The following is a 25,078-nucleotide window of genomic DNA, read 5'->3' as shown; positions in this document are numbered from 1 at the left end:
GATAATCCTCCGGATCCTCCGCGCTCTCCCTCAGGAGGCTCCGTACAAATCGGCCATCGCCCGCCGATATTCGGTTTCCATTCTGTTGATTTTATTCAGGAAATCGTGGAGCAGGTCGGAGCATGACTTGAGGCCCGCATCTCCGTCCCAGTGAAGTGCGGTCGTCGGATGATCTTCTGCTGCGTGCCAGTCCAGTCGCGTCACGGTCACCTAACGAAGCGGACCGGACGCCGGGGTGTCGGGCATTCGGGGGAACATTCCATGAATATCGAAATCAAATGGTCGGTCCCGAGGGCGCGCGTTGTGCGGCGGCGCGCACTCGGCACCGCGCACTCCGCTCACGCCGCCGTGGCCTATTCGGGTGCTTATATGCATGTCGGTGCTTCTCGCAAGTGGGCCGGCGGCATACCTCTGGGCGAGTACACACCGACTGAAAAGGAGATGCGCATGCGTGCACGTACCGTGCTGGCCGCCGTCGCGTTCGCCGGGACCGTTCTGCTCGGAGGCGCGGGCCACGCCCTGGCCGACGACAACGACGACATGGGTATGGGTAATTTCGGAGCTGAATTCGGGAGCAGCCCTCAGGCCACGCCTGACGGCCACAGCGCGCCTGGCGGCGGCCAGTCCGGGTCTGTTTTCGGCCAATCGGGTTCCGTTTTCGACAAGGCCATCGGCCGCTGACGACCGGGCCATGCCTCCATTCCCTGCCCCGCGCCGTGATGCTCTCGGTGCGGGGCCGAGGGATCCTCACTCCGGAATCGATCACTGACCACACAAGCGCCGGAGCGGTGCCGCTCCCCTCGGGCCGCCTCCCGAGGCACGGACTCCGGTCCCGAGGCGGACAGCCGCCGAGCCGGAGCCGGCGTGCGCGCCGGTTGCCGCCCTCTCGGCGCCCGGAATGGAGCCGACCGCTCGACAGGGGGACGCCCCCTCTCGGTCGGCCACGCGTAGACCGCCCCCACTTCGTCCCACAGGCGCCGGGCCGTACCGCCGGACGGTCTGCGGGCCGGTGGAGCCGCGCCGCGCGGTGGGGCGCGGGAACGTGACGCTCGACGCCGCGGTGTCACCTCCCATGGGGTGGAAGAGGTGCAGAAGGGGGCGCGGATCCATCCGTGAACGGAATCTGCACAGCGTGTACGCAACTGCGCGCAGGGTGGGTTCCGTTGGTACGGAGTTGTCCTGGTCGGCGTGGCAGTGGCAATACCTGTGGCCTGCCTGTGTGGCACGGCGTGTGGAGAAACTGCCCCCAACGCGTGACCGCGCCCGCACGGGTGAGTCACCGACGCTGTCAACCGGGCAGGTGTGAACGGCGGTTGCCTGGATGCCGGGCGCGCTCCGTGATTTGATCGCTCGCGCCGCAGGGATCACGCCAAGGTGTCCTGAAAGGGCTGGCGCCCGCCCGCGGTCGCGGCCCACCGTCTGTCCCCAGCGGGGCCGCTCCCCTTGTGAACCATCCATGCGAAGGGCAGTTTCCCCATGAACTCCGCTCACCAGGTTCAGACCCTCGAGATCTCCGAGGCCGAACTCGACAACGTCTCCGGCGGCCTGAGCCCCGAGGCCAGTGTCGTGGCCGGGTCCACGACCCTCAGCAGCGCCGGCCTGCTCTCCCAGCTGGACGCCGTCAAGGGCGAGGCGCTGGGAACCCTCGGCCAGTTCCACCAGGTCGGCGTCAGCGCCTCCTTCTGATCACTCCGATCGCCGCACCGAGCCCCCTACCGACGGAGAATTCCCCGGTAGGGGGCTCGGCCATGCCCCATGGACGCCCTGGCTTCTCAGGCGGCGCGGACCTCGGGCTCGGCGTCGGCCTTCGGGGCGGCCGGGGTCGAGGGTTCCGTCGGCAGCCGCCGCATGAGCACCCCGTATCCGACGCCCGCGACCGTCCCCACCACCGCGCACATCGCCCACAGCCACTCCGCCCCGAACCGGTCGATCACGGCGCCGGACATCAACGGCGCGACCAGCGAGGCGACGGACCACGACAGCGTGTACATGCCCTGATAGCGGCCGCGCCCGTGCACGGGCGACAGCCGGACGACGAGCCCGGTCTGTGTCGGAGCGTTGACGATCTCGGCGAGCGTCCACACGCACACGGTGAGCGCGAAGACGCCGACCGACCCGGCGAAGGCGGTGAGCCCGAAGCCGTAGCCCGCGAGCAGCGAGGAGGCGACCAGCAGGGTGCGCGGGTCGCGGTGCTCGATGAAGCGCGTGACCGGGATCTGCAGGGCGACGATCAGGATGCCGTTCACGGCGATGGCCAGACCGTAGTCGGCCGGTGAGAACCCGGCCCGCCCCATGGCCACCGGCAGTCCGACCGAGCCCTGCTGGAAGACCAGGGCGACGAGGAAGGACAGCGCGACGACGGCCATGTACCGCCCGTCACGCAGCACGGTCCCGAGGCCGATGCCGGCCTCCGCCTGCTCGGCGGTGGCCGTGGGCCGCGACTCGGGCAGCTTGAGGAAGACGACGACCGCGCAGACCAGCGTCATCCCCGCCTCGATCAGGAACCCCGCGAGATAGCTGAACTCGGCGATGAACCCGGCGGCCATGGAGGAGACGGCGAAGCCGAGGTTGATGGCCCAGTAGTTCAGGGAGAAGGCCCGCACCCGGTCCTCGGGCCGGACGATGTCGGCCATCATCGCCTGCACGGCGGGCCGGGAGGCGTTGGAGGCCATGCCGACGAGGAAGGCGACGGCGGCGATGGCGACGGGGTCGTGCACGAAGCCGAGCGCCGCGACGGAGACGGCGGTCGAGGTCTGCGCGATCAGCAGGGTGGGCCGCCTGCCGAGCCGGTCGGCCATCACCCCGCCCCCCAGCGCGGAGACGACCCCGCCGAGCCCGTGCAGGGAGGCGACGAGACCGGCGTACGAGGCCGAGTATCCGCGGTCGAGCGTCAGATAGAGCGCCATGAAGGTGGCGACGAAGGCGCCGAGACGGTTGACGAGGGTGCTGGTCCACAGCCACCAGAACTCACGGGGGAGCCCGGAGACGCTCTCCCGGGCGGCTCGTCGAAGACGGGCGACGGACATGACGGGACCCCCACGGATGCACGGTGACGTAAGCGGCTCAAGCGGCATGCGCACCTTACGATCATGTGGTTGACCGCGGCCACTCAATTAACAGATGCCGTCAACTGTCCGGCTGATGGGCGTGGCCTCTGGGGGGCCGAATGCGTGGATTACGCTCTTGGGCATGGCCGACGCACCGTACAAGCTGATCCTCCTCCGCCACGGCGAGAGCGAGTGGAACGCGAAGAACCTGTTCACCGGCTGGGTGGACGTCAACCTCAACGAGAAGGGCGAGAAGGAGGCGGTCCGCGGCGGTGAGCTGCTCAAGGACGCCGGCCTGCTGCCCGATGTGGTCCACACCTCGCTCCAGAAGCGCGCGATCCGCACGGCCCAGCTGGCCCTGGAGGCCGCGGACCGCCACTGGATCCCGGTCCACCGCTCCTGGCGTCTGAACGAGCGCCACTACGGCGCCCTGCAGGGCAAGGACAAGGCGGCGACGCTGGCCGAGTTCGGCGAGGAGCAGTTCATGCTCTGGCGCCGCTCCTACGACACCCCGCCGCCCCCGCTCGCCGACGACTCCGAGTTCTCCCAGGCCGCCGACGCGCGTTACTCCTCCATCCCGCCGGAGCTGCGCCCGCGCACGGAGTGCCTGAAGGACGTCGTCGTCCGCATGCTCCCGTACTGGTACGACGGCATCGTCCCCGACCTGCTGACCGGCCGCACGGTCCTGGTCGCGGCCCACGGCAACAGCCTGCGCGCCCTGGTCAAGCACCTGGACGGCATCTCGGACGCGGACATCGCGGGCCTGAACATCCCGACGGGCATCCCGCTGTACTACGAACTCGACGCCGACTTCAAGCCGGTCACCCCCGGCGGCAAGTACCTCGACCCCGAGGCTGCCGCGGCGGCGATCGAGGCGGTCAAGAACCAGGGCAAGAAGAAGTAAGCCCCACTGATCAAGCCCCCCGCCTGCGGGTTCTCTGCGGGTGGGGGGCTTGTCGCTGTGCTGGGGCCGTCGCAAGCTGATGCTCCGGGCTGTTACACGTATTCGAGGAGCCGGCCGACCGGGTTGTCGTCCGCGACGTCGCTGCTGCTCTTCTTCACCCGCCCTCCGGCGAGCCGAGGGTCCAGTCGGCCGTGACGTCCCCCTACCTGACCGGACCTTCATCCTCTCCCGGCTGTTCGTCAGGCATGTCCAGGATGGCCTCTCGGGTGTACTGAGGGCTCCGTGGGCGTGGGGCCGCCCCAGGGGCCATGAGTTCGGCGAGGAGCCCGCTCAGGTCATCCGTGGACAGCGCCAGCCCCAGAGTCTGCACGACGCGCAGAGCACAGTCCCGGATGGACTGAGCGTCCTTCTCGGGCGCCGCCATGTTCCTGATCTCGTCACACACTCGGCTGAATTGTTCCGCGCTGATCGTCGGCCGACTTACCGGTTGCGCCATGGTGCGCTCCTCCTGGAAGAACGGGCCGTTCCACCCGCTCTTCTAGAAAGCGCTGAGCACACCCCAACGGCAACTGGAAGAGCCCGCCTCCGCACCTCCCGGCATCGGCGACCGGTCCGGGGAGCGGGACGTCCCGCGGCGTGCCGCCCGCGGCGGTACACCTCGTCGGCCGGCTCCAGGGGTGAGGCACCCAGGCTTCCCAAGGTGAGGTCCAGGAAGCTCCTGGCCGGCACGGGCCGGTCGTCGGGGCTTGTCAGCCACGGTCAGGGAAGGAGACTTACGGTCCAGTTTCGCCCCACCGGGTCTCGAAACCCCAGGTCAGTGGCATGCAGCGGCTGTCGCCGTCTGGATCTGTGCCGACGGCCACAGCGAACGGGATGCACGTAGGCTCATACTGAACCATGACAAAGCCTGCTGCGCCGAAGCGTCATCTGCCCACCAGCCCCTTCAAGGCCCCGGTCACACCGGCTCCCAAGCACTTCGCCGTGGGCGACCAGGTCACCCACGACGTGTACGGCCTCGGCCGAGTGATCGGCATCGAGGACGGAATCGCGGCGCTCGTGGATTTCGGCTCGGCGCAGATGCGGATCTTGAGCCCGTACGCCAAGATGACCAAGCTGTAGGACCGCTGTGCCCGGGTCACGGCACACCCAGGCCCCTTCCGGGACCTGACACGAAAGAGAGTCCTCCCATCGATCTGACGTCGCTGTTCTCCGCCCCGGATGTGCAACCCCGCCGCTCCACCGCGGCATCGCCGCCTCCGACGACCAACCCCTTCCAGGCCCCTGACTTCGGGGAGGACGAGACCTTGCCGCTCGAGGACGCGCAGGACGTCGCCCCGGGCATACGTGCGGCGCGGCCCAAGGCGGCTTAGCTCCACGAATGACGGTGGCTCCGGCAACTGGCCGCGGGCCGTATTCCGTGCCGCAGAGGAGTGCGGCCGTCTCAGTTTCCGTCTCAGCCAGCCCCGTTCATCGTCGTTCGGACGAGACGAGACGAGACGCAGAGTGTGTGCCGGGGTCTTCCCGTGACGAGACCGGAACGGGCTTGTACGCGCCCCCGAGCAGGCGCCGGCAGACTTGGGCGTGCACGGGAAGCGCGCCGGATGTACTGACCCGCGTGCGCGTCGGGCGCGGATGCCGCCGCTCATGCGCCCTGTCCTCCGCGCGCAAGGTCGCGCACGCCGGCCGCGCTCGGTCCACTCACCTTGATGGACGTAGCGGCGCGACGTGCCTTTCATCGCCTTACGACAGCGCCCGACAACGACCCATGACAACCGCTCGGAGCGAGTCGAGCGGCGCTGCCGCCGGCCTGCCTGACCAAGCCCCCTGCCCGCGGTCTCTCCGCTGGCAGGGGGCTTGTCGCTGGGCAGGGGCGTCAGTTGGCGGGGTGGTGGTTCGGTCAGGAATGTTCGCCGCCGGAAGAGCGGTGGCCGCGGCCGGATCCGCCGACGGATTCATGGGTGCCGCTCTGGGCGGCCGCGTGGTGGGTCAGCACCTTCATGATCTCCGAGGCCAGCACTTCTGCCAGAGCGGGTGCGAGGGAGTCGGCCAGCGCGGTCGCGAGGGTCTGCGCGAAGAGCATCCTCTCCAGTTCGGAGGAATGGGAGGGCGGCCGGGACAGGGACGCCACGGCCGCTTCCATCAGGGCTCCCGCCAGTGGGTCCTTGCCAAGCTTGACACCGCTGCCGGTATGCGGGAATCCGGCATCGCGCACCATTTCCTCGAAGACCTCGTCGATGAAGGCCTCCAGGGGATCCCGTTCCGATTGTCCGCCGGACTCAGCTGCCATTGTGGTTCCTCAAGTCTTCGGTTGCCCTATGGGTCCTGCCCCCCGATGCCGACGACTGCGAGCATCGGAGGGCAGGGGTGTCGCCATTTCCCATTAGCGGCGCATGAGCGCGGCGAGGAGGAGGGGGTTCTGGATCACTGATTCGCCGCGCTCCTCGCGGCGGTGGCGCATGAGCGCGGCGAGGAGAAGCGGGTTCTCGATGATGGACTCGTCACCGCGCTCCTCACGGCGGCGCATGAGCGCTGCGAGCAGGAGGGGGTTCTGGATCACTGATTCGCCGCGCTCCTCACGGCGGCGGCGCATCAGCGTGGCGAGGAGGATGGGGTGTTCGATGATGGACTCTTCACCGCGCTCCTCACGGCGGTGGTGCATGAGCGCCGCGAGGAGAAGCGGGTTCTCGATGATCGGCTCTTCACCGCGCTCCTCACGGCGGTGGCGCATGAGCGCGGCGAGAAGGAGCGGGTGTTCGATGATCGGCTCCTCACCGCGTTCCTCGCGGCGGGACAGCATCGCTGCCAACAGGAGCGGACCGAAGGCGGATTCCTCCCCGAACTCTTCCTGGCCCACACCGGCCTTTTCTCGAGTGGGAGTCTCCGTCGCTGCCGTCATGGTTTCCTCTTTCTTTGACGCATGACTCGGCGGAGTGCTCGGCTGTCACAAGCTTCGCGCTCCGCCCTTCACCGCCATCGTCGAGGCGTGCGACGCCGCCCGCATTTCGATCATGAGCCATGCGGCCGCGGAATTCCCGAGGCGTAGCCGGCGCGGAACGCAGGCCGAGGCTCATGCCCCTGCTCAGGTCCGGGGCTCGGCTTCCAACGAGTGAATTCGTCCGTTCGGGGAGAGGCGCCCGGCGCGGCAGCGGGAAGGCCCTTGTGCGTACCGGACAAGTGACGGGCAGGAAGCATCCCTATGCCGAAGTTCCTCATCCAGGCCTCCTACACGCCCGAGGGCACGAAGGGGCTGCTCAGGGAAGGCGCGAGTGGCCGCAGTGCCGCCGTCGACCAGATCGTCGCCGACCTCGGCGGGGAGGTCGAGGCCATGTACTTCGCCTTCGGGGAGGACGACATCGTGCTGATCGTCGACTTCCCCGACGCGGTCACCATGGCGGCCGTCAGTCTCACCGTCAAAGCCAGCGGCGCTCTCCACACCCGGGCCACCCCGCTCCTGACGCTCGATGAGATCGACGAGGCGGTTCGTCGGCAGGTCGCCTTCCGGGCTCCCGGTGCGTGAACCCGTCCCGTTAGGTGGCGGCCGTGTTCGGTGCCGTGGCCGTGGTGGCAGGGGCGGGTTTCTGGCTGAGCGCGGGGCACCGGGCCGCAGCGCATACGTCGGCCGCGCCCTCGGTCCGGCCGACGGCGACCACCGCTTCCCGGGCGGCGAAGCCGTCCACGCAGCGCATGGTGACCGCTGATCAGGCGTTCCCCGCACGCATCGACGGTTTCACCACGGTCAAGCAGTCCGGCGGCCCGAACTGCACGGGCTCGGGCATGGTCGGCCCGAACCTGACCGCGCTGATCCGGCGGAGCAAGGGCTGCCGGGGTGTCGTAGGGGCGCTGTACAAGGACGCGGCGAACAACGAGTACACGATCGTCGTGTTCGGGATGAAGGACCCTCGGGACGCCGTCCATCTGGTCACCACGCTGGGGTCGAACCCCATGGACTACGAGGTCGGTGTGCTGCTGCCGCCCGCCGGATCCGGTCTGCGCCCGCTGCCGGCGGACAGCGGGCTGGTGCAGTCCTTCGCGGGGACGGGCAGATTGGCGGTGGTCGGCCTGGCCCAGTGGTCGGACGGTCGCGCCAAGGACTACCAGTCGCTGGTCGGCGGACTCCAGCCGCTCATCGGCGCGGTGACCAAGACGGCGGGCGGTCACGACCACGCCTGACGGCGGTCGCCGTCCCCGGGCGGGCCGCCGGTCATTCGGGTGGTATCCGGTCGGTGACCGGCAGCCCGTGGGCGAAGGAGGGGAGGGATCGGTGGTGTCGGACCGCGTCCAGGGAGGCGTGATGAACGGACGATGCCCGTCTTTCTGGGACGCGCTGCAGGGACGCGTCCCCTTGCCCCGCGCCGCTGTCGCCCTGGGGACGGAACTCCTCGAGACGGACGTGGAGAACGGCACGGTCCAGGTGGCCTTCACCGCGAGCGAGGAGTGCACCAACCCCACGGGTAACGTCCTCGGGGCCTTTCTCTCCGCGATGCTCTACGACACCGTCGGCCCCGCCCTGCTCGCCACGCTCGGGCCGGACCAGTTCCAGTCCACCATGGAGCTCAACGCGTCCTTCCTCCGGCCGGTGCGGCCCGGCCGGATCCTCGGCAGGGGCCGCGTGGTGCACCGGGTAGGGGACATCGCGTTCCTGGAGGCCTCGTTGTCCGACGCGGACGATGTGGTGGTCGCGACCGCCAGCGCCACGGCCCGGGTCATCCCCCTCGACGGCGCGGAAACCGCGGCCTGACGTCATTCGCCCCGCTGTGAGCGGCGCCGCCCCCCCCGTAGCCTGGACCCGGAAGTCCGGTCCAAGGGCGCGGTGGAGACCCTCACCCGGGCCTGGGCCGCCGAGTTCGGCCCGCGGGGTGTGCGCGTCAACGCCGTCTCTCCCGGCGTGATCCAGGAGCGGGTGCCGGGCCGGGCGCACCCCGGAGAGGTGATGGTGAACGGCACCCCGGCCGGGGGGCATGGGCACGCCGCGGGCCGTCGGGCACGCCGCGGTCCCTCTCGCGAGCGAGGAGGCCGCCTTCGTCCACGGTGCCGTGCCCGACGTGGACGGCGGGCGCACCACGGTGGCCGTCATCGCCGCCTGGCCGAGGGGGCGCGCGACGACGAGGGCCGGTGTGAACCGTGTCGCGTCCACACCGGCCCCCGGCCTTCGTACGGTCAGCCGCACTGGCAGGGCGCGCCCGACTGGCACCCGCAGCTGCAGCCGGAGCCGCAGCCGCACGCGCCTACGAGCGGCAGGCTCCTGATCTCGGTGAGCTGGTCGGTCTGGCGGTCCTGGGCGGGGTCGGGCGTGGTGCTGGGGGATTCGGCCATGGGTCCCTCCTCGACACGGGGGCTGGTGCCCTCGCCCATTGCATGCCCGTTCCGCTGGGCGCATCAACGGCGCATCGATGCGCCCGCGCGCCCCGACCGGAATTCCGCGAGCCCCCCGAGGGCTCGGAGGGCTCGCGGGACTTCTGAGCCGGGGGGGGACCCGGAGGCCGGTCGGTCCGGAGGGCCGGTCAGGCGCCGTCGACCCCGGTGACCGGGTGGATGTCCGCCTGCAGCTCGTCCGCGTGCTCACCCGTGACCAGGAAGACGACGCGCTTGGCGACGGCCACCGCGTGGTCGGCGTACCGCTCGTAGTAGCGGCCCAGCAGGGTCACGTCGACGGCCGTCTCGATGCCGTGCTTCCAGCGGTCGTCGATCAGGTGCTGGAAGAGGGTGCGGTGGAGGAGGTCCATCGCGTCGTCGTCCTGCTCCAGCTGGAGGGCGAGGTCGACGTCCTTCGTGATGATCACCTCGGCGGCCTTCGCCATCAGGCGCTGCGCGAGCTGGCCCATCTCCAGGATCGTGGCGTGCAGGTCCTGCGGGACGCCGCGCTGGGGGAAGCGCAGCCGGGCGAGCTTCGCCACGTGCTGGGCGAGGTCGCCGGAGCGCTCCAGGTCGGCGGACATGCGCAGCGACGTGACGACGATACGCAGGTCCGTCGCCACCGGCTGCTGGCGGGCGAGCAGGGCTATGGCCCGCGCCTCCAGGTCGTGCTGGAGCTCGTCGACCTTCTGGTCCGCCTCGATCACGCTCTCGGCCAGTTTCAGGTCGGCGTCGAGGATGGCGGTCGTGGCGCGTCCGATCGCCGACCCGACGAGCCGGGCCATCTCCACCAGACCGTCGCCGATCGAGTCAAGTTCCTCGTGGTACGCGTCCCGCATCAGGGTTCCCTCTCGTACGTTGTGCTTCGGGGTTCCGGGGGCCGTGACACCACGCGCCCCGTGGCCAAACCAGCGGTGCGAACCCCACGCTCCCACGTTCCGCTCCGGACGCGACCGTTTCTGCCACCCCAAATGAACCAATACTGGCTCCAAGGTGAACTCTGGGCGACGAGTGTCCGAGGTCGCACCTCGACGGCTGTGGTCATGTCGTACCCCATGCCTAACCTGGATGCATGGACGTGAACGCGGCGGTCGCCGCAGCGGCAGCGATCGCCGGGGTGCTCACCGGCGTCATCGCCATGCTGGCGTTCCGCTGGAGCGAACGCGACCAGAAGCGACCGACCAGGACTTCTTTGCACACCGATCCCGTACTCCCGCCCGGAGTGGACACCGTTCTGTCGGTGCTCCGCTCCTCGGCCGTCGTCCTCGACGAGGCCGACGCCGTCGTCAAGGCCAGCTCCGCCGCCTACGCCCTCGGGCTGGTGCGCGGCGGCAAGCTCGCCATCGAGCCCATGCTCCAGATGGCCCGGGACACCAGACGTGACGGCGAGATACGCCAGGTCGAGCTGGATCTGCCCCGGCGCGGCACCGGACGGGGCGAGGCCCTCGCCGTCTCCGCGCGCGTGGCCCCGCTCGGCTCCCGCCTGGTCCTGCTGCTGGTCGAGGACCTCACCGAGGCCCGCCGGATCGAGGCCGTACGGCGTGACTTCGTGGCCAATGTGAGCCATGAGCTGAAGACACCCGTCGGCGCGCTCTCCCTGCTCTCGGAGGCCGTCATGGACGCCTCCGACGACCCCGAGGCGGTACAGCGCTTCGCGGGCCGTATGCAGATCGAGGCGACCCGGCTGACCAACCTGGTCCAGGAACTGATCGACCTCTCGCGGGTGCAGAACGACGACCCGCTGGAGGACGCCGAGCCCGTCCGGGTGGACGAGCTGGTCGCCGAGGCCATCGACCGCTGCCGTCACCAGGCCGGTACGAAGCAGATCACCATGGCCGCCGGCGGTACCGCCGACCTGCACGTCTGGGGCAACCGCGGCCAGCTGGCCGCAGCCCTCGGCAACCTCGTCGAGAACGCCGTGAACTACTCCCCGGCCCGCACCCGCGTCGGCATAGCCGCCCGCCGGATCAGCGCGTCCGGCGGCGACATGATCGAACTCGCCGTCACGGACCAGGGCATCGGCATCACCGACAAGGACAAGGAGCGCATCTTCGAGCGCTTCTACCGCGTCGACCCGGCCCGTTCCAGGGCCACCGGAGGCACCGGTCTGGGTCTCGCGATCGTCAAGCACGTGGTCGCCTCGCACGGCGGGGAGGTCACGGTGTGGAGCGCCGAAGGCCAGGGCTCCACCTTCACCCTCAGACTGCCGGAGGCGGGTGTCGCCCGCGACCGCGCACAGCAGCACCCCGACCTCGACGACGAGGCGGGCGGCCCCACCGAGACATCCCCGTACGAACCGCTTCCCGCCCCGGAGGTCCTTCCGTGACCCGAGTGCTCGTCGTCGAGGACGAGGAGTCCTTCTCCGACGCCCTGTCGTACATGCTCCGCAAGGAGGGCTTCGAGGTCGCCGTGGCGGCGACCGGCCCCGACGGACTCGACGAGTTCGAGCGCAACGGCGCCGACCTCGTCCTCCTCGACCTGATGCTGCCGGGGCTGCCCGGCACGGAGGTGTGCCGCCAGCTGCGTGGCCGCTCCAACGTCCCCGTGATCATGGTGACGGCCAAGGACAGCGAGATCGACAAGGTCGTCGGCCTCGAAATAGGAGCCGACGACTATGTCACCAAGCCGTTCTCGTCCCGCGAGCTGGTCGCCCGCATCCGGGCCGTCCTGCGCCGCCGCGGTGAGCCGGAGGAGGTGACGCCGGCCGCGCTGGAGGCGGGTCCGGTCCGCATGGACGTCGACCGGCACGTCGTGACGGTCTCCGGCTCCAAGGTCGACCTCCCCCTCAAGGAGTTCGACCTCCTGGAGATGCTGCTGCGCAACGCGGGCCGTGTCCTGACCCGTATGCAGCTGATCGACCGTGTCTGGGGCGCCGACTACGTGGGCGACACCAAGACCCTCGACGTTCACGTCAAGCGCCTGCGCGCCAAGATCGAGCCGGATCCGGGCGCGCCGCGCTACCTGGTGACGGTCCGCGGTCTCGGCTACAAGTTCGAGCCGTAGGCCGACGAAACCGGGTCCGCGTCGGGCCGCAGGCCCGAGCGCACGGTTCACGACGAAGGGCGGCACCCCGTGTGGGGTGCCGCCCTCGTGCGTGAGGCCGCTTCGCGGATGCTCAGTGGCCGGCGGCCGACTGGGACGCCGAGTCGCTCGGGGTGGCGCCGGTGGTCGCCTTGTCGCCGGCGGTCGCGGTTGCGGTCGCGGTTGCGGTCGCGCTCGCCGAGGGGGAGTGCTTGTCGCCCTTGCCCGGCTTGCCGTTGCCGGCCCCGGCCGAGCCCGGGCTCGCGGAGGTGGTGGCCGGGGCGGACGGGATCTCGCTCGGGCCCCAGCCGGTGAAGTAGCCGGCGGCGGGGACCACGAAGGCGCGCAGGTTCACCGGACCGGTCTGGCTGAAGGTGAACGTGACCTGCTGGGCGTTGCCGTCCTGGACCGCCTCACGGCCGCTGGCGATCACGGCGGCGGCGTTGTCCTTGCCGCCGATGATCAGCGAGCTGTGCGCCGGGATGGTGAAGCTCTGGCCCTTGGCGGGGGAGAGCTTGACGGTCTCGCCGCTGCCGGCGACGGCGACCGACTGCAGGGTCTCGGACGTCGTGCCCGTGTTGAAGACGGTCGCGGAGATGACGGCCGGGCCGGACGCCTTCGGATCGGGCTGTGTGATGATCGTGGCGTTCTGGATCTTGATGGCGCCGACGCTGGTCGCCGCGTTGTCCGGCGTGATCTCCAGGGTCTGGGAGTTGTTGCCGGCGCCGCAGGCGGCGAGCGAGGCGATCGAGAAGACGATGGCGGAGGCGGCGAGGGCGCCGCGTCGAAGGCTGCTGCTCACGGCGGCGGCAACTCCTTGAACGCAGGGGCGGCTCCTCTATAAAGCCACCCTAAGTGTCTGTCAGCGGCCTTAGGTTACCGAGCCGTTCCCGAGCGTCCGCACCCGACCCTCCCCCAAGCCCCTGGCTTCCCTCCGGCTGGGCGTACATCGCCCGTACCCCGCCCGCCACAAGTGACCCATGAGTCACTTTGCCCGGGCACTCGTCGTCCATTCACATAACGCGCCCGCAAGGCCGCAGTCGGCATCCCCGCAACACGCCCCGCAAAATTTCCGTGAAGGAATGCGCGGCCACCCCGGATATTGATCACCCACCGCCCTTCCGGGCTCCTGTGATCAATTCTGGAATCGTCTCGAGTCCGGCTCGGCGTCACCGAACGGAGTAGCGGAAGTCGTACGCTTGGAAGCGGACAAATCGGGACGTTCATCCACTTGGGGACGGTTCTGCAGGCGTGTAACGTACGCGTTTCACCTCGCCCGAAGAGCCCCTCCGACCTGCGAATTCCTGCTTCCGCAGGCCCCTCGAAGCACGTTCGAGTCGCTGTTGTCAAGCCCCGAGATATGCCCTGACCTGCGAAAACGCCATTCAGAAGACGCCGTATCCGTGTTACCCTGGATAGCCACGGAAGGGGTACCTGTCACATGACGTTCAAGGTTGGCGACACCGTGGTCTATCCCCATCACGGGGCCGCGCTGATCGAGGCCATCGAAACTCGCCAGATCAAAGGCGTGGACAAGACCTACTTGGTGCTGAAGGTCGCCCAGGGTGATCTGACGGTGCGTGTGCCGGCGGACAATGCTGAGTTCGTGGGCGTGCGTGATGTGGTCGGTCAGGACGGGCTCGACCGGGTCTTCGAGGTGCTGCGCGCACCGTATGCAGAGGAGCCCACGAACTGGTCCCGTCGCTACAAGGCAAACCTGGAGAAGCTTGCCTCCGGCGATGTCATCAAGGTCGCGGAAGTGGTGCGTGACCTGTGGCGTCGCGAGCGCGAGCGCGGACTGTCCGCCGGTGAGAAGCGCATGCTCGCCAAGGCCCGTCAGATCCTGGTGAGCGAGCTCGCTCTCGCGGAGAACACCAACGAGGACAAGGCCGAGGCCCTGCTCGACGAGGTGCTCGCCTCCTGACGCGCGACAGGCGGCATTCGCTGCCCGCAGCGCGCTCAGCACAGTGAAAATGCCGCGGTGCCCGATGACACTGACCCTGTCGCCGGGCGCTGCGGCATGTTCGTCCCCGGAAATGCCGGTGGAATAGCGGTTGCCGGATTTCCGGTTGCCGTACGGCCGCCTCGACGGGCCGCCGTAACGCCTGCCGTTCACCTCGGGGGAAGTCCCCCGATACTTGGTGTGCCGGGCCCGGGCAATTGGCTCGACCAGGGTCACGGAAGGGTCCGGTCAGGGCGTCGCGCCCGGCACTCCCCCAGGCCATACCCACGTAGGTCGAGCACACAAACCTGACAGGAACCGATGTCTGACGATTCGCGCCCTTCACCCGCGCAGATCCCCGTCGCCGCCGTGATTCCCGCCGCCGGCCGGGGCGTACGTCTCGGCCCGGGCGCCCCCAAGGCGCTCCGCGCGCTGAACGGCACGCCCATGCTGATCCACGCGGTCCGCGCCCTCGCCGCCTCCCGCCACGTCTCCCTGGTCGTCGTCGTGGCCCCGCCCGACGGCACCGCCGAGGTCAAGTCCCTGCTCGACGCGCACGCACTGCCCGAGCGCACCGACTTCCTGGTCGTCCCCGGCGGGGACAGCCGCCAGGAGTCGGTCCGGTTCGGCCTGGACGCCCTGCCGCCCGAGTACGGCATCGTCCTCGTCCACGACGCGGCCCGCCCGCTCGTTCCCGTCGACACGGTCGACGCGGTCATCGAGGCCGTCCGCGAGGGCGCCCCCGCCGTCGTCCCCGCGCTGCCGCTCGCCGACACCGTCAAGGAGGTCGAGCCCGCGGCCGGACCCGGCGAGCCCGAGCCGGTCGTGGCCACGCCCGAGCGGGCCCGGCTGCGCGCCGTGCAGACGCCCCAGGGCTTCGACCGGGAGACCCTGGTCCGCGCCCATGCGACCGTCACCGAGGACGTCACCGACGACGCGAGCATGGTCGAGCAGCTGGGCCTCGGCGTCGTCACCGTCCCCGGCCACGAGGAGGCCTTCAAGGTCACCCGCCCCCTCGACCTGGTCCTCGCCGAGGCGGTCCTGGCCCGCAGGAGGCTCAACGATGGCTTCTGAGGCATCCGGTCTCCGGCTGCCGCCGGATGGCCTCCCGCCGCTGCCCCAGGTCGGCATCGGCACCGACATCCACGCCTTCGAGGAAGGCCGCGAGCTGTGGTGCGCCGGCCTGAAGTGGGAGGGCGAGGGACCCGGCCTGGCCGGGCACTCCGACGCCGACGTCGTCGCCCACGCGGCCTGCAACGCGCTCTTCTCCGCCGCCGGGCTCGGCGACCTCGGCCAGCACTTCGGCACCGGGCGCCCCGAGTGGTCCGGCGCCTCCGGGGTCACCCTGCTCACCGAGGCCGCCCGGATCGTCCGCGAGGCCGGGTTCACCATCGGCAACATCGCGGTCCAGGTCGTCGGCCCCCGCCCGAAGATCGGCAAGCGCCGGGACGAGGCACAGAAGATCCTCACCGAGGCGGCCGGCGCCCCGGTGTCGGTCTCCGGTGCCACCACCGACGGACTCGGGTTCCCCGGCAGGGGCGAAGGACTGATGGCCGTCGCCACCGCGCTGGTGGCCCGGACCGCCTGAAGGCCCGAGGCCGGAACCGGATTGACCCGGACCGGTGCAACCCACCGCCCTCTGCCCACTACTCTGGAGTGGTGACCATTCGCCTGTACGACACCAGCGCCCGGCAGATCCGTGACTTCACCCCGATCAAGCCGGGTTGTGTTTCGATCTACCTGTGTGGCGCCACCGTGCAGGCCGCACCGCACATCGGGCACATCCGCTCGGGACTCAACTTCGACATCATGCGCCGCTGGTTCGCCTACCGCGGCTACGACGTCACGTTCATCCGCAACGTGACGGACATCGACGACAAGATCATCTGGAAGGCGGCCGACCAGGGCCGCCCCTGGTGGTCCATCGGCTACGAGAACGAGCGCGCCTTCGACGACGGCTACACCGCCCTCGGCTGCCTCCCGCCCAGCTACGAGCCCCGCGCCACCGGCCACGTCACCGAGATGATCGAGATGATGCGCGGCCTCATCGAGCGCGGACACGCCTACGAGGCCGACGGCAGCGTGTACTTCGACGTCCGCTCCTGGCCGTCCTACCTGGAGCTGTCCAAGCAGGACCTGGAGGAGATGCGCCAGCCCGCCGAGGAGGGCATCACCGGCAAGCGGGACCCGCGCGACTTCGCCATGTGGAAGGCGGTCAAGCCGGGCGAGCCCGCCTGGGAGACCCCGTGGGGCCGGGGGCGTCCGGGCTGGCACCTGGAGTGTTCGGCCATGGCGCACAAGTACCTGGGCAGCGCCTTCGACATCCACGGCGGCGGCCTCGACCTGATCTTCCCGCACCACGAGAACGAGATCGCCCAGGCCAAGGCGTTCGGCGACGACTTCGCCCGGTACTGGGTGCACAACGCCTGGGTCACCATGAGCGGCGAGAAGATGTCCAAGTCGCTGGGCAACTCGGTCCTCGTGAGCGAGATGGTCAAGGTGTGGCGCCCGATCGTGCTGCGCTACTACCTCGGCACCCCGCACTACCGCTCGATGATCGAGTACAGCGAGGAAGCCCTGCGCGAGGCCGAGTCGGCGTTCGCGCGCATCGAGGGCTTCGCGCAGCGGGTGGCGGAGCTGGCCGGGGGAGTCGTGGACCCCTCGCCCGAGGTGCCGCCCGCCTTCGCCGAGGCGATGGACGACGACCTGGGCGTCCCGCAGGCGCTCGCCGTCGTCCACACCACCGTCCGGCAGGGCAACAGCGCGCTGGCCGCCGACGACAAGGAGGCCGCCGTAGCCCGGCTCGCTGAGGTGCGGGCCATGCTCGGCGTCCTCGGCCTCGACCCGTTCGACGAGTTCTGGGCCGGCGGCGGCGCCGACCGGAGCGAGGACCTGCACGGCGTGGTCGACAGCCTCGTACGCCTGGTTCTCGACCAGCGCGAGTCCGCCCGCGCCCGCAAGGACTGGGCCACGGCCGACGCCATCCGCGATCAGCTGGGCCAGGCCGGACTCGTCATCGAGGACAGCCCCCAGGGACCGCGCTGGACCCTCGGCTCCCGCTAGCTCCCCTCTTGATCGATTGTGCCGCCCGGCCCTCCGGGCGGCACACTGCATAAGACGTACGTACGAAAGCTCACGAAGACAGGTAGGTCATGGCCGCGAACAACCGCCGCATGTCCGGCAAGAAGGGCGCGCAGGTCGGCAGTGGCGGCCAGCGACGCAAGGGCCTGGAGGGCAAGGGTCCGACCCCGCCCGCCGAGATGCGCAAGGGCCACAAGAAGAACCGCATCGCCAACGCCAAGGCGAAGCAGGCCGTACGCCGCCCCGTGGCCCGGGGCCGCGGCGGCAAGTCGTCCTCCGAGCTGGTCGTCGGCCGCAACCCGGTGGTCGAGGCGCTGCGCGAGGGCGTGCCCGCGAGCACCCTCTACGTCCAGCAGTTCATCGACAACGACGAGCGCGTCCGCGAGGCCCTCCAGCTCGCCGGCGAGCGCGGCGGCATCAACCTCATGGAGGCCCCGCGCCCCGAGCTGGACCGCATGACGAACGGCCTGAACCACCAGGGCCTGGTCCTGCAGGTCCCGCCGTACGAGTACGCGCACCCGGAGGACCTCACCGCGGCCGCCTACGACGAGGGCGAGGACCCGCTGATCGTCGCGCTCGACGGGGTCACCGACCCGCGCAACCTCGGCGCGGTGGTCCGCTCCGTCTCCGCCTTCGGCGGCCACGGCGTCGTCGTCCCCGAGCGCCGCTCGGCGGGCATGACCGCCGGCGCCTGGAAGACCTCCGCCGGTACCGCCGCCCGCACCCCGGTCGCCCGCGCCACCAACCTGACCCGGGCCCTGGAGGCGTACAAGAAGGCCGGTATCACGGTCGTCGGCCTGGCCGCCGACGGCGAGGCCGAACTCGGCGAGCTGGACGCCCTCGGGGGCCCCGTCGTCATCGTGGTCGGCAGCGAGGGCAAGGGCCTGTCCCGCCTGGTCGGCGAGACGTGCGACGTTCGGGTACGCATCCCGATGCCGGGCGGCGCCGAGTCGCTCAACGCCGGTGTGGCGGCGGGGATCGTGCTCTACGAGGCGGCGCGCCGACGGGCTTGAACACACGTCCGTAACCTCACCCGTGCGGGGTAATTCTGGCGCTCTGGGCGGCTTTGACGCGGTCCGGACACATCCGCCCGGTCAAAGCAGTGTCCTAACTCCACATCACTCGGTTAGAGACGTGTGGACACCAGAACACCCCGCACACCCACGGGGGACCGCTCGTCGGGATACGACGACGCTCCCGCGCTGAGCATGGTGAAGGTGCCGAGCGATCCGGCGCAGGTCATCGTCAATCACGCCAGCTTCCGCGTGCAGCTGGGCGCGACGGCCAAGCGGAGCCAATCCCCGCGGATCGCCCGACATCTGAGCGCCACCCAGGACACCGCCCGCATGCCGGTCGTGGGCACGGCGGGCCGGGCCGGTGCCGCCGCGCCCGGCCGCCGCCGTCCCGTCGTGTGGAGCGGCAAGTCCGCCCCCGACGACACCGGCGCCCACCGCCTCCTCCAGGCCGTACGGGGCAGTAGCGTCCGCCACGCCGACGAGCCCGCCGAGTCCGGCGCCACCCAGGTCATCCCGCGCGTCGAGCCCGGATACGGCGACGGCTACGACGCCTTCGACCAGACCGTCGAGACCCCCGTCGTCGGCCACCAGCGCACCGCCTCCGACGACGGCACCCGGCTGCTGCCGCACATGCGCACGGTCTCCGACGCCTACGACGAACCGGCCCACCCGGCCGACGGGTTCGAGCCGTACGACGGGTACGACGAGTACGACGAGTACGACGACCCCCTGGAGGAGCCCCGCGAACGCGCGGCGACCCGGCACGGCGACGACCCGGCCCGGCACGCCTACTACCCGGGCCGCCGTCTCAACCTCGGCGTGGTCCTCCTCCCCCTGCGCGTCTTCCTCGGCTTCATCTCCATCTACGCCGGCATGGGCAAGCTGTGCGACCCCGTCTACTTCGACGGCGGCAAGCGCGGCTCCATGGTCAAGTGGCTCAACACGCTGCACCCGTGGGAGGTCGCCGAGCCGCTGCGCCAGTGGGCCCTGCACCACCCGGTCGGCTCCGGCCTGGTCATCGCCTTCCTCCAGGTCGTCGTCGGCGTCCTGACGGTCCTCGGCTGCTGGCAGCGCGTCGCCGCGGTCGTCGGCGCCCTGCTCTCGGCCGCCCTCATCGTCACCGTCAGCTGGAAGACGGTCCCCGCCTACGACGCCCCCGACATCATCTACCTGGCCGCCTGGTCCCCGCTGATCATCGCCGGTGCCCCCGTCTACTCCGTCGACGGCCGCCTCGCGGGCAGCGCCTGGCGCACGCTCGGCCCCCGCTCCGACATCTGGGAACTGCGCCGCTACGTCCTGCGCCGCGGCGCCCTGATCACGGCGGTCACCGTCGGTCTCACCCTGCTCGTCGGCTCCCTGCTGGGCGGCGCGGTACGCGACTCCAGCCGCGTGGTCGTCCCCGGCCCCGGCGAGGCTCCCCGCAACAACCTGCCGGGCTCGCCGGCGCCCGAGAAGTCCGGCCGGCGGCACAGCGAGGTCCCGTCGGCCTCCAGCGCGCCCACGGGCGGCGCCACGGCGGGCGCGAGCCCCTCCGGGGCGGTCACCACGCCGGGCGCCAGCCACGGCGCCGGTGCCACCACCACGACGCCCAGCCAGACCCAGGGCACCGTGGGCCAGGTCCCGCCCCGCCGCTCCACCCCGTCGGGCGGCGGCGCCCCCAGCACGACCGCGGGCCCGTCCAGCACCGGCAGCGGCACCGGCGGCACCGGCAGCACCTCATCGGGCGGCAGCACCTCGTCCGGCCAGGAGGGACTGGTCGGCGGTTTGCTGGGCTAGCCCGGGCAAGGCATCAAAGGGCCCCGTACCACGGAAGGTACGGGGCCCTTTGGCGTTCGGAGGGTGTGACCTGCCTACCGCCCCGAAGCCGCCAGTTCCTTGGCCGCTTCGGTCAGGTCCTTCGCCGTGTCGATGGCCCGCCAGTAAGCCCCCTGCGGAATCGGGAACCCCGCAAGCTTCCGCTCCCGGGCCAGCCGGGGAAACGTGGTCCGCTCATGATCCCCCCGCTCGGGCAGCATCGAGGCGAACTCGGGCGAGAAGACGTACACGCCGGCGTTGATCTCGGACGTGGACGGAGGCGCCTCGATGAAGTCGGTGATGTGCCCGAACCCGTCGGTCTTCACCGCACCCCAGGGAATGCGCGGGCGGGCCAGCGCCAACGTGGCGACGGCGTCCCGCTCGGTGTGGAAGTCGGCCATGTCCCGCAGGGAGAAGCGGGTCCAGATGTCGCCGTTGGTGGCGTACCAGGGCCGGTCTGGGCGGGGGAGATGCGCGGCGGCGTACTTGAGGCCGCCGCCGCGGCCGAGGGGCTCCGTCTCCACCACGGTGGTGACGGACAGGGGCAGATCGGCCGAGTCCAGCCACTTCTGCAGGACCTCGGCGAGGTGGCCGCAGGAGACCACCACGTCCGTCACGCCCTCTTCGGCGAGCCAGGCCAACTGGTGGCCGATGATCGGAGTGCCCGTACCGGGGATCTCGACCATCGGCTTGGGCCGGTCGTCGGTGTAGGGACGCAGCCGTGAGCCCTGGCCACCGGCCAGGACGACGGCTTGCGTGGGGCGCAACGCGGCGTTCGGATGGGTCATGCCCCGAACTGTACGTGGCGCCCCTGCCGGGATTCCGACCGCAACAGGCTCCTTAAGGAGCCGTTACCTACTTCCCAACCGCGCTTAGCTGTGTGCGGCCAGCACCCCGGAGGCGAAGGACGTGTCGCAGACGGGGCGGGCGTAGGACTGGGCCCGCGAGGCGCCGTACATGCGCACCGCGGCCCTGCCCAGGGCTCGGGCGATGGAGGAGCAGTGCTTCGCGAGCGACGGGCGTCCGTTGATCTCCCGCTGGAGGTCGGTGAGGACCACCCCGGGGTTCTTTTCCTGCAGCTCGGTCATCAGCTGGTCGCGCAGCACGTCCTGCGGGGCGCGGGAGGCCGCCTTGGAGGAGACCTCCGCCGAGGAGACGTCCGAGGCGGTGAGCACCGAGCTGGAGGGGCTGCCCGTCCAGTTGACCCGGGTGACCGCGAGGGTTCCCGAGAGCACCAGGACGACGGGCAGGACAAGGGCGAGAGTGCGGCCGATCCGGCGGGCAGGGCCGCCCCGATGGCCGCGTCGCGTCTGAGGGTTGGTGGAGTGCTTCACGCGTGTGAGGGTAGCGCCCGGTGATGATTTGGCGACATTTAGTCACCCTTATGGGGGATGAAGCTTCGTCCTTTTCTGGGTAAGGGGTTGACGTGTGCCGCCCGAAATGATCGCTGTGCCGGGGTATGGGTCGGCAGCGAAAGGGGCCCCGCGGTGGTTCGCGGGGCCCCTTTCGTCAACCTGGCGCATGCGCGCTGGTCAGGCGGATCAGCCGGATCGGGTAGATCGGGCAGATCGGGTGGATCGGGCAGGTCAGTCGGAGAGTCGCTCGCCCGTGGAGGTCGAGAAGACGTGGGTCTCGCCCGGCCGCGGCACGACGTGCAGGGTGGAGCCCTTCTCCGGCACCTGGCGGCCGTTGACCCGGACGACCAGGTCCTTGACCTCGCCGCTGACCTCGGCGGTGCCGTAGACGTAGCCGTCGGCGCCCAGCTCCTCGACCACGTTCACGGAGACCGCGAGACCGGCCGGGGCGTCCTCGCTGTCCTTGGAGAGGGACGCGGCGGCACCGCCGCCCAGCTCGACCACGTCGAAGTGCTCGGGCCGGACACCCACGGTCACCGTGCGGTCACCCTTGTCGGTGGCGGCCTTCAGGGCGTCCCGGTTGACGGGGACGACGCTGTTGCCGAACTTCACGCCGCCGTCGGTGACCGGGACCTCGACCAGGTTCATGGCCGGGGAGCCGATGAAGCCGGCGACGAAGAGGTTCGCGGGCTTGTCGTACATGTTCCGCGGCGAGTCGACCTGCTGGAGCAGGCCGTCCTTGAGCACGGCCACCCGGTCGCCCATGGTCATGGCCTCGACCTGGTCGTGGGTGACGTAGACGGTGGTGATGCCGAGGCGGCGCTGGAGGGACGCGATCTGCGTACGCGTCGACACACGCAGCTTGGCGTCCAGGTTGGACAGCGGCTCGTCCATGAGGAAGACCTGGGGCTCGCGGACGATCGCGCGGCCCATCGCGACACGCTGGCGCTGACCGCCGGAGAGGGCCTTCGGCTTGCGGTCCAGGTACTCGGTGAGGTCGAGGATCTTCGCGGCCTCCTCGACCTTCTGCCGGATCTCCGCCTTGTTGACGCCGGCGATCTTGAGCGCGAAGCCCATGTTGTCGGCGACCGTCATGTGCGGGTAGAGCGCGTAGTTCTGGAACACCATGGCGATGTCCCGGTCCTTGGGCGGCAGGTGCGTGACGTCGCGGTCACCGATGCGGATGGCGCCGCCGTTGACGTCCTCCAGGCCCGCGAGCATGCGCAGGGAGGTGGACTTTCCGCAGCCGGACGGGCCGACCAGGACGAGGAACTCGCCGTCCTCGATCGCGATGTCGAGCTGGTCGACGGCGGGCTTGGTGGAACCCGGGTAGATCCGGGTCGCCTTGTCGAACGTGACAGTGGCCATGGCGAATGGGCCCCCTTCTACCGGCAGGAACGTGCCGGACGATCCGTTGTAGGAAGGTGGTTGGCGTAGTCCACGCGAGTGAACTGGGTCAGGACGGTACCTGGCGTTCACCTCGTATGTCAGTACCCGGAGCCCTGTGAACTTCGCGGAAATTTTCGACAGGGGCCGTCCCGGACGTGGGTACACTGCACAGGCACACACCCCCGGTGTGCGCATGCCTCCTTAGCTCAGCTGGTCAGAGCGCCGCTCTTGTAAAGCGAAGGTCGTCGGTTCGAATCCGACAGGGGGCTCCCCACGAAAAAGGCCACCCGCACCTCGGCACGCGGGTGGCCTTCCGTGTCTTCGCGCATCGTCTCCGCAGGTCAGCTGGTGCCCAGAAGCGTCCCCAGCACCTGCCGCAGGGTCCTTTCCGGATCCGGTACGGCTCCGCGCGCCCGCCATGCCACGAACCCGTCCGGCCGTACCAGGACCGCCCCGTCGGCGGTGGTGCCGTGGAGGTCGGCCCAGTCGGCGTCCTCGGCGTTCTCGGTGTCGTAGGTCAGGTCCGCGTCGGCGCCCGGGCCGATGCGGTACGCGTCCAGGCGTACGCCGTCCGTGTCGGCGATGCGGCGGGCCGCCGCGTGCCAGCCCGCGTCGTCCGGGGCGTCGGTGAGCAGGACCAGGGAGCGTTCGTACAGGTCGAGAGTGGACAGGCGGTGCGCGGCCCGGCGCAGCCACAGGTGCGGGGCGCGGGTGCCGGGCCGGCCGGTCAGGTCCAGGCTGTCGGGGACGATCGGCTGATCGCGGTCGGCGTCGAGGACGGCGCCCTGGAGGTAGCGGTAGCCGAGGACGACGTTGAGGATGCCGCCGCGGTTTCCGGCTCCGATGCCGGGGGCGGGGGCGAATCCGGGGTGGCTGTGTTCGACGGAGCGGGCGGAGGCACGGGCACTGGTGGCGAGGGCGACCGGGCGGCGCTCGGCCTCGTAGCTCGACAGCAGGCCGGGGCCCGCCCAGCCGTCCAGGACGGCGGCGAGTTTCCAGGCCAGGTTGTGGGCGTCCTGGATGCCGGTGTTGGAGCCGAAGGCGCCGGTGGGTGACATCTCGTGGGCGGAGTCGCCGGCCAGGAAGACCCTGCCGGACCCGTACCGGTCCGCTACCCGTTCGGCGGCGCGCCAGGACGCCTTTCCGGTGATTTCCACGTCGAGGCCGGGGACGCCCACGGCCCGGCCGATGTGGCTCTGGAGGCGTTCCTCGGTGAACTCCTCCAGGGTCTCGCCGTGCTCGGGGTGCCAGGGGGCGTGGAAGACCCAGCGTTCCTTGTTGTCGACGGGGAGCAGGGCGCCGTCGGCGTCCGGATGGGTGAGGTAGCAGCAGATGAAGCGGCGGTCGCCGACGACCTCGGCGAGAGCGGCGGAGCGGAAGGTGACGCTGACGTTGGCGAAGAGGTCGCCGGGGCCCGTCTGGCCGATGCCGAGGGCCTGCCGGACGGGGCTGCGGGGGCCGTCGGCGGCGACGAGGTAGTCCGCGCGGACGGTGTAGCGCTCCTCGGTGGCACGGTCCAGGACGGTCGCCGTCACTCCGTCGGCGTCCTGGGCGAAGGACTCCATCTGGTGGAAGTAGCGCAGGTCGGCGCCGAGTTCCCGGGCGCTGTCGAGGAGGACGGGTTCGAGGTCGTTCTGGCTGCACAGGCACCAGCCGGTGGGGCTGAAGCGGGCCAGTCCGCCGCCGGGGTCGATGTGTTTGAACAGCCATTCGCCCGCGTCGCCGACGAGGGTCGGGGTCTGCAGGATGCCGTGGTTGTCCGCGAGCAGTGAGGCCGCCGCCCTGATGTCCGGCTCGATGCCGGCCCCCCGGAACAGTTCCATCGTCCGCACGTTGTTGCCCCGCCCGCGGGGGTGGATCGAGGTCCCGGAGTGCCGCTCGACGAGCATGTGCCGCACACCGAGACGGCCCAGGAACACGGACATGGACAGGCCCACCAGGGAGCCGCCCACGATGAGGACGGGGACCCGGTGGTCGGCTTTTTGATGCATCGAAGTCTCCAGAGGCATGGGTGAGCGTGTGGGGCGCCTGTGAGTTCTCTTGCCCGGTGGCGCGTGCCCCGCGTGCCCAATCACCCGCGTGGTTCATACGAGTCGCGGGCTTGTGGGGACCGGCACAGGATCAAGGAACGCCGCGTCGCGTCACGCGCGGCCGGCGGCGCCTCAGCCCCCGCGAAG

26 protein-coding genes, 1 tRNA gene and 1 pseudogene are annotated in these 25,078 nt (G+C 70.4%); 17 read left to right on the top strand and 11 right to left on the bottom strand.

Annotated features, from left to right (window positions below; translation table 11 throughout):
• Positions 1 to 30: 30 nt before the first annotated feature.
• Complete coding sequence (locus AVL59_RS52905; protein ID WP_159400223.1) at positions 31 to 210, bottom strand: hypothetical protein; 180 nt, start codon at positions 208 to 210, stop codon at positions 31 to 33.
• Positions 211 to 261: 51 nt separating this feature from the next.
• Here AVL59_RS52905 and AVL59_RS52900 point away from each other — a divergent pair, with 51 nt between their 5' ends.
• Entirely contained in the window at positions 262 to 681 is a 420-nt protein-coding gene (locus AVL59_RS52900; RefSeq protein WP_159400222.1) for a hypothetical protein, read from the top strand.
• Positions 682 to 1,476: 795 nt separating this feature from the next.
• Positions 1,477 to 1,686: a hypothetical protein gene (locus AVL59_RS45325; protein WP_067316117.1), complete on the top strand. Its 210-nt coding sequence runs from the start codon at positions 1,477 to 1,479 to the stop codon at positions 1,684 to 1,686.
• A gap of 86 nt (positions 1,687 to 1,772) precedes the next feature.
• On the opposite strand, the gene AVL59_RS45320 is transcribed toward AVL59_RS45325, so the two are convergent.
• Positions 1,773 to 3,026, bottom strand: coding sequence for an MDR family MFS transporter (locus tag AVL59_RS45320; protein WP_067316116.1), 1,254 nt, complete (start codon positions 3,024 to 3,026; stop codon positions 1,773 to 1,775).
• Between the two features lie 163 nt (positions 3,027 to 3,189).
• Here AVL59_RS45320 and AVL59_RS45315 point away from each other — a divergent pair, with 163 nt between their 5' ends.
• Entirely contained in the window at positions 3,190 to 3,951 is a 762-nt protein-coding gene (locus tag AVL59_RS45315) for a phosphoglyceromutase (protein WP_067316114.1), read from the top strand.
• Positions 3,952 to 4,848: 897 nt separating this feature from the next.
• The gene (locus AVL59_RS45305; protein ID WP_067316111.1) at positions 4,849 to 5,070 is read left to right on the top strand and encodes a hypothetical protein; all 222 of its coding nucleotides are present in this window, start codon (positions 4,849 to 4,851) and stop codon (positions 5,068 to 5,070) included.
• Between the two features lie 778 nt (positions 5,071 to 5,848).
• Here AVL59_RS45305 and AVL59_RS45300 read toward each other — a convergent pair.
• Both AVL59_RS45300 and AVL59_RS45295 read right to left on the bottom strand, forming a co-directional pair.
• On the bottom strand, positions 5,849 to 6,238 hold the full coding sequence (locus AVL59_RS45300; RefSeq protein ID WP_067316110.1) for a hypothetical protein: 390 nt from the start codon (positions 6,236 to 6,238) through the stop codon (positions 5,849 to 5,851).
• Between the two features lie 93 nt (positions 6,239 to 6,331).
• Positions 6,332 to 6,847: a hypothetical protein gene (locus AVL59_RS45295; protein WP_159400221.1), complete on the bottom strand. Its 516-nt coding sequence runs from the start codon at positions 6,845 to 6,847 to the stop codon at positions 6,332 to 6,334.
• Between the two features lie 300 nt (positions 6,848 to 7,147).
• On the opposite strand from AVL59_RS45295, the gene AVL59_RS45290 reads away from it, so the two are divergent.
• The 4 genes and pseudogenes from AVL59_RS45290 to AVL59_RS55415 all read left to right on the top strand — a co-directional run.
• On the top strand, positions 7,148 to 7,468 hold the full coding sequence (locus AVL59_RS45290) for a GYD domain-containing protein (RefSeq protein ID WP_067316106.1): 321 nt from the start codon (positions 7,148 to 7,150) through the stop codon (positions 7,466 to 7,468).
• A gap of 23 nt (positions 7,469 to 7,491) precedes the next feature.
• On the top strand, positions 7,492 to 8,121 hold the full coding sequence (locus AVL59_RS45285; protein ID WP_159400220.1) for a hypothetical protein: 630 nt from the start codon (positions 7,492 to 7,494) through the stop codon (positions 8,119 to 8,121).
• A gap of 121 nt (positions 8,122 to 8,242) precedes the next feature.
• Positions 8,243 to 8,689: a PaaI family thioesterase gene (locus AVL59_RS45280; protein ID WP_067318533.1), complete on the top strand. Its 447-nt coding sequence runs from the start codon at positions 8,243 to 8,245 to the stop codon at positions 8,687 to 8,689.
• 60 nt (positions 8,690 to 8,749) lie between these two features.
• Positions 8,750 to 9,032 (top strand): annotated as a pseudogene (locus AVL59_RS55415) (SDR family oxidoreductase); the annotation flags it as partial.
• 76 nt (positions 9,033 to 9,108) lie between these two features.
• Here AVL59_RS55415 and AVL59_RS55410 read toward each other — a convergent pair.
• Together AVL59_RS55410 and phoU are read right to left on the bottom strand one after the other, a co-directional pair.
• Positions 9,109 to 9,264, bottom strand: coding sequence for a hypothetical protein (locus AVL59_RS55410; protein WP_237281824.1), 156 nt, complete (start codon positions 9,262 to 9,264; stop codon positions 9,109 to 9,111).
• A 188-nt stretch (positions 9,265 to 9,452) separates the two neighbouring features.
• Positions 9,453 to 10,142, bottom strand: a complete 690-nt coding sequence (gene phoU / locus AVL59_RS45270; protein ID WP_067316101.1) for a phosphate signaling complex protein PhoU — start codon at positions 10,140 to 10,142, stop codon at positions 9,453 to 9,455.
• A 233-nt stretch (positions 10,143 to 10,375) separates the two neighbouring features.
• On the opposite strand from phoU, the gene phoR reads away from it, so the two are divergent.
• Together phoR and phoP are read left to right on the top strand one after the other, a co-directional pair.
• The gene (gene phoR, locus AVL59_RS45265) at positions 10,376 to 11,629 is read left to right on the top strand and encodes a two-component system sensor histidine kinase PhoR (protein WP_067316099.1); all 1,254 of its coding nucleotides are present in this window, start codon (positions 10,376 to 10,378) and stop codon (positions 11,627 to 11,629) included.
• A 5-nt stretch (positions 11,630 to 11,634) separates the two neighbouring features.
• The gene (gene phoP / locus AVL59_RS45260; RefSeq protein ID WP_018568744.1) at positions 11,635 to 12,306 is read left to right on the top strand and encodes a two-component system response regulator PhoP; all 672 of its coding nucleotides are present in this window, start codon (positions 11,635 to 11,637) and stop codon (positions 12,304 to 12,306) included.
• A gap of 112 nt (positions 12,307 to 12,418) precedes the next feature.
• Here phoP and AVL59_RS45255 read toward each other — a convergent pair whose 3' ends face one another.
• On the bottom strand, positions 12,419 to 13,126 hold the full coding sequence (locus tag AVL59_RS45255; RefSeq protein ID WP_067316097.1) for a DUF461 domain-containing protein: 708 nt from the start codon (positions 13,124 to 13,126) through the stop codon (positions 12,419 to 12,421).
• Positions 13,127 to 13,765: 639 nt separating this feature from the next.
• On the opposite strand from AVL59_RS45255, the gene AVL59_RS45250 reads away from it, so the two are divergent.
• The 6 genes from AVL59_RS45250 to AVL59_RS45225 all read left to right on the top strand — a co-directional run bounded on the left by AVL59_RS45250 (position 13,766) and on the right by AVL59_RS45225 (position 20,139).
• Positions 13,766 to 14,248, top strand: a complete 483-nt coding sequence (locus tag AVL59_RS45250) for a CarD family transcriptional regulator (protein ID WP_003953493.1) — start codon at positions 13,766 to 13,768, stop codon at positions 14,246 to 14,248.
• A 339-nt stretch (positions 14,249 to 14,587) separates the two neighbouring features.
• Positions 14,588 to 15,340 carry a 2-C-methyl-D-erythritol 4-phosphate cytidylyltransferase gene (gene ispD / locus AVL59_RS45245; RefSeq protein WP_067316095.1) on the top strand — a complete coding sequence of 251 codons (753 nt, stop codon included), beginning with the start codon at positions 14,588 to 14,590 and terminating at the stop codon, positions 15,338 to 15,340.
• Positions 15,330 to 15,854, top strand: coding sequence for a 2-C-methyl-D-erythritol 2,4-cyclodiphosphate synthase (gene ispF / locus AVL59_RS45240; RefSeq protein ID WP_067316094.1), 525 nt, complete (start codon positions 15,330 to 15,332; stop codon positions 15,852 to 15,854). The genes ispD and ispF overlap by 11 nt, the downstream gene beginning before the upstream one ends.
• 71 nt (positions 15,855 to 15,925) lie before the next feature.
• Complete coding sequence (gene cysS / locus AVL59_RS45235; protein ID WP_067316092.1) at positions 15,926 to 17,329, top strand: cysteine--tRNA ligase; 1,404 nt, start codon at positions 15,926 to 15,928, stop codon at positions 17,327 to 17,329.
• Positions 17,330 to 17,418: 89 nt separating this feature from the next.
• A complete protein-coding gene (rlmB, locus tag AVL59_RS45230) occupies positions 17,419 to 18,360 on the top strand; it encodes a 23S rRNA (guanosine(2251)-2'-O)-methyltransferase RlmB (protein WP_067316091.1) in 942 nt (313 codons plus the stop codon).
• A 123-nt stretch (positions 18,361 to 18,483) separates the two neighbouring features.
• A complete protein-coding gene (locus AVL59_RS45225; protein ID WP_099053236.1) occupies positions 18,484 to 20,139 on the top strand; it encodes a DoxX family membrane protein in 1,656 nt (551 codons plus the stop codon).
• A 74-nt stretch (positions 20,140 to 20,213) separates the two neighbouring features.
• On the opposite strand, the gene AVL59_RS45220 is transcribed toward AVL59_RS45225, so the two are convergent.
• From AVL59_RS45220 to AVL59_RS45210, 3 genes are all read right to left on the bottom strand, one after another.
• A complete protein-coding gene (locus AVL59_RS45220) occupies positions 20,214 to 20,945 on the bottom strand; it encodes a nucleotidyltransferase family protein (RefSeq protein ID WP_067316087.1) in 732 nt (243 codons plus the stop codon).
• Between the two features lie 84 nt (positions 20,946 to 21,029).
• Entirely contained in the window at positions 21,030 to 21,491 is a 462-nt protein-coding gene (locus AVL59_RS45215) for a hypothetical protein (RefSeq protein WP_067316085.1), read from the bottom strand.
• A gap of 252 nt (positions 21,492 to 21,743) precedes the next feature.
• Entirely contained in the window at positions 21,744 to 22,880 is a 1,137-nt protein-coding gene (locus AVL59_RS45210) for an ABC transporter ATP-binding protein (protein WP_067316084.1), read from the bottom strand.
• A 216-nt stretch (positions 22,881 to 23,096) separates the two neighbouring features.
• Here AVL59_RS45210 and AVL59_RS45205 point away from each other — a divergent pair.
• A tRNA-Thr gene (locus tag AVL59_RS45205) sits at positions 23,097 to 23,170 on the top strand.
• 72 nt (positions 23,171 to 23,242) lie between these two features.
• Here AVL59_RS45205 and AVL59_RS45200 read toward each other — a convergent pair.
• Positions 23,243 to 24,892, bottom strand: coding sequence for an FAD-dependent monooxygenase (locus AVL59_RS45200; protein WP_067316077.1), 1,650 nt, complete (start codon positions 24,890 to 24,892; stop codon positions 23,243 to 23,245).
• Between the last annotated feature and the right edge of the window lie 186 nt (positions 24,893 to 25,078).

The sequence above is a fragment of the Streptomyces griseochromogenes genome (assembly GCF_001542625.1).
GTDB classification, from domain to species: Bacteria; Actinomycetota; Actinomycetes; order Streptomycetales; family Streptomycetaceae; genus Streptomyces; species Streptomyces griseochromogenes.
Note: the sequence above shows the minus strand (reverse complement) of the source record. Positions and strands in the feature narration are given on the sequence as shown.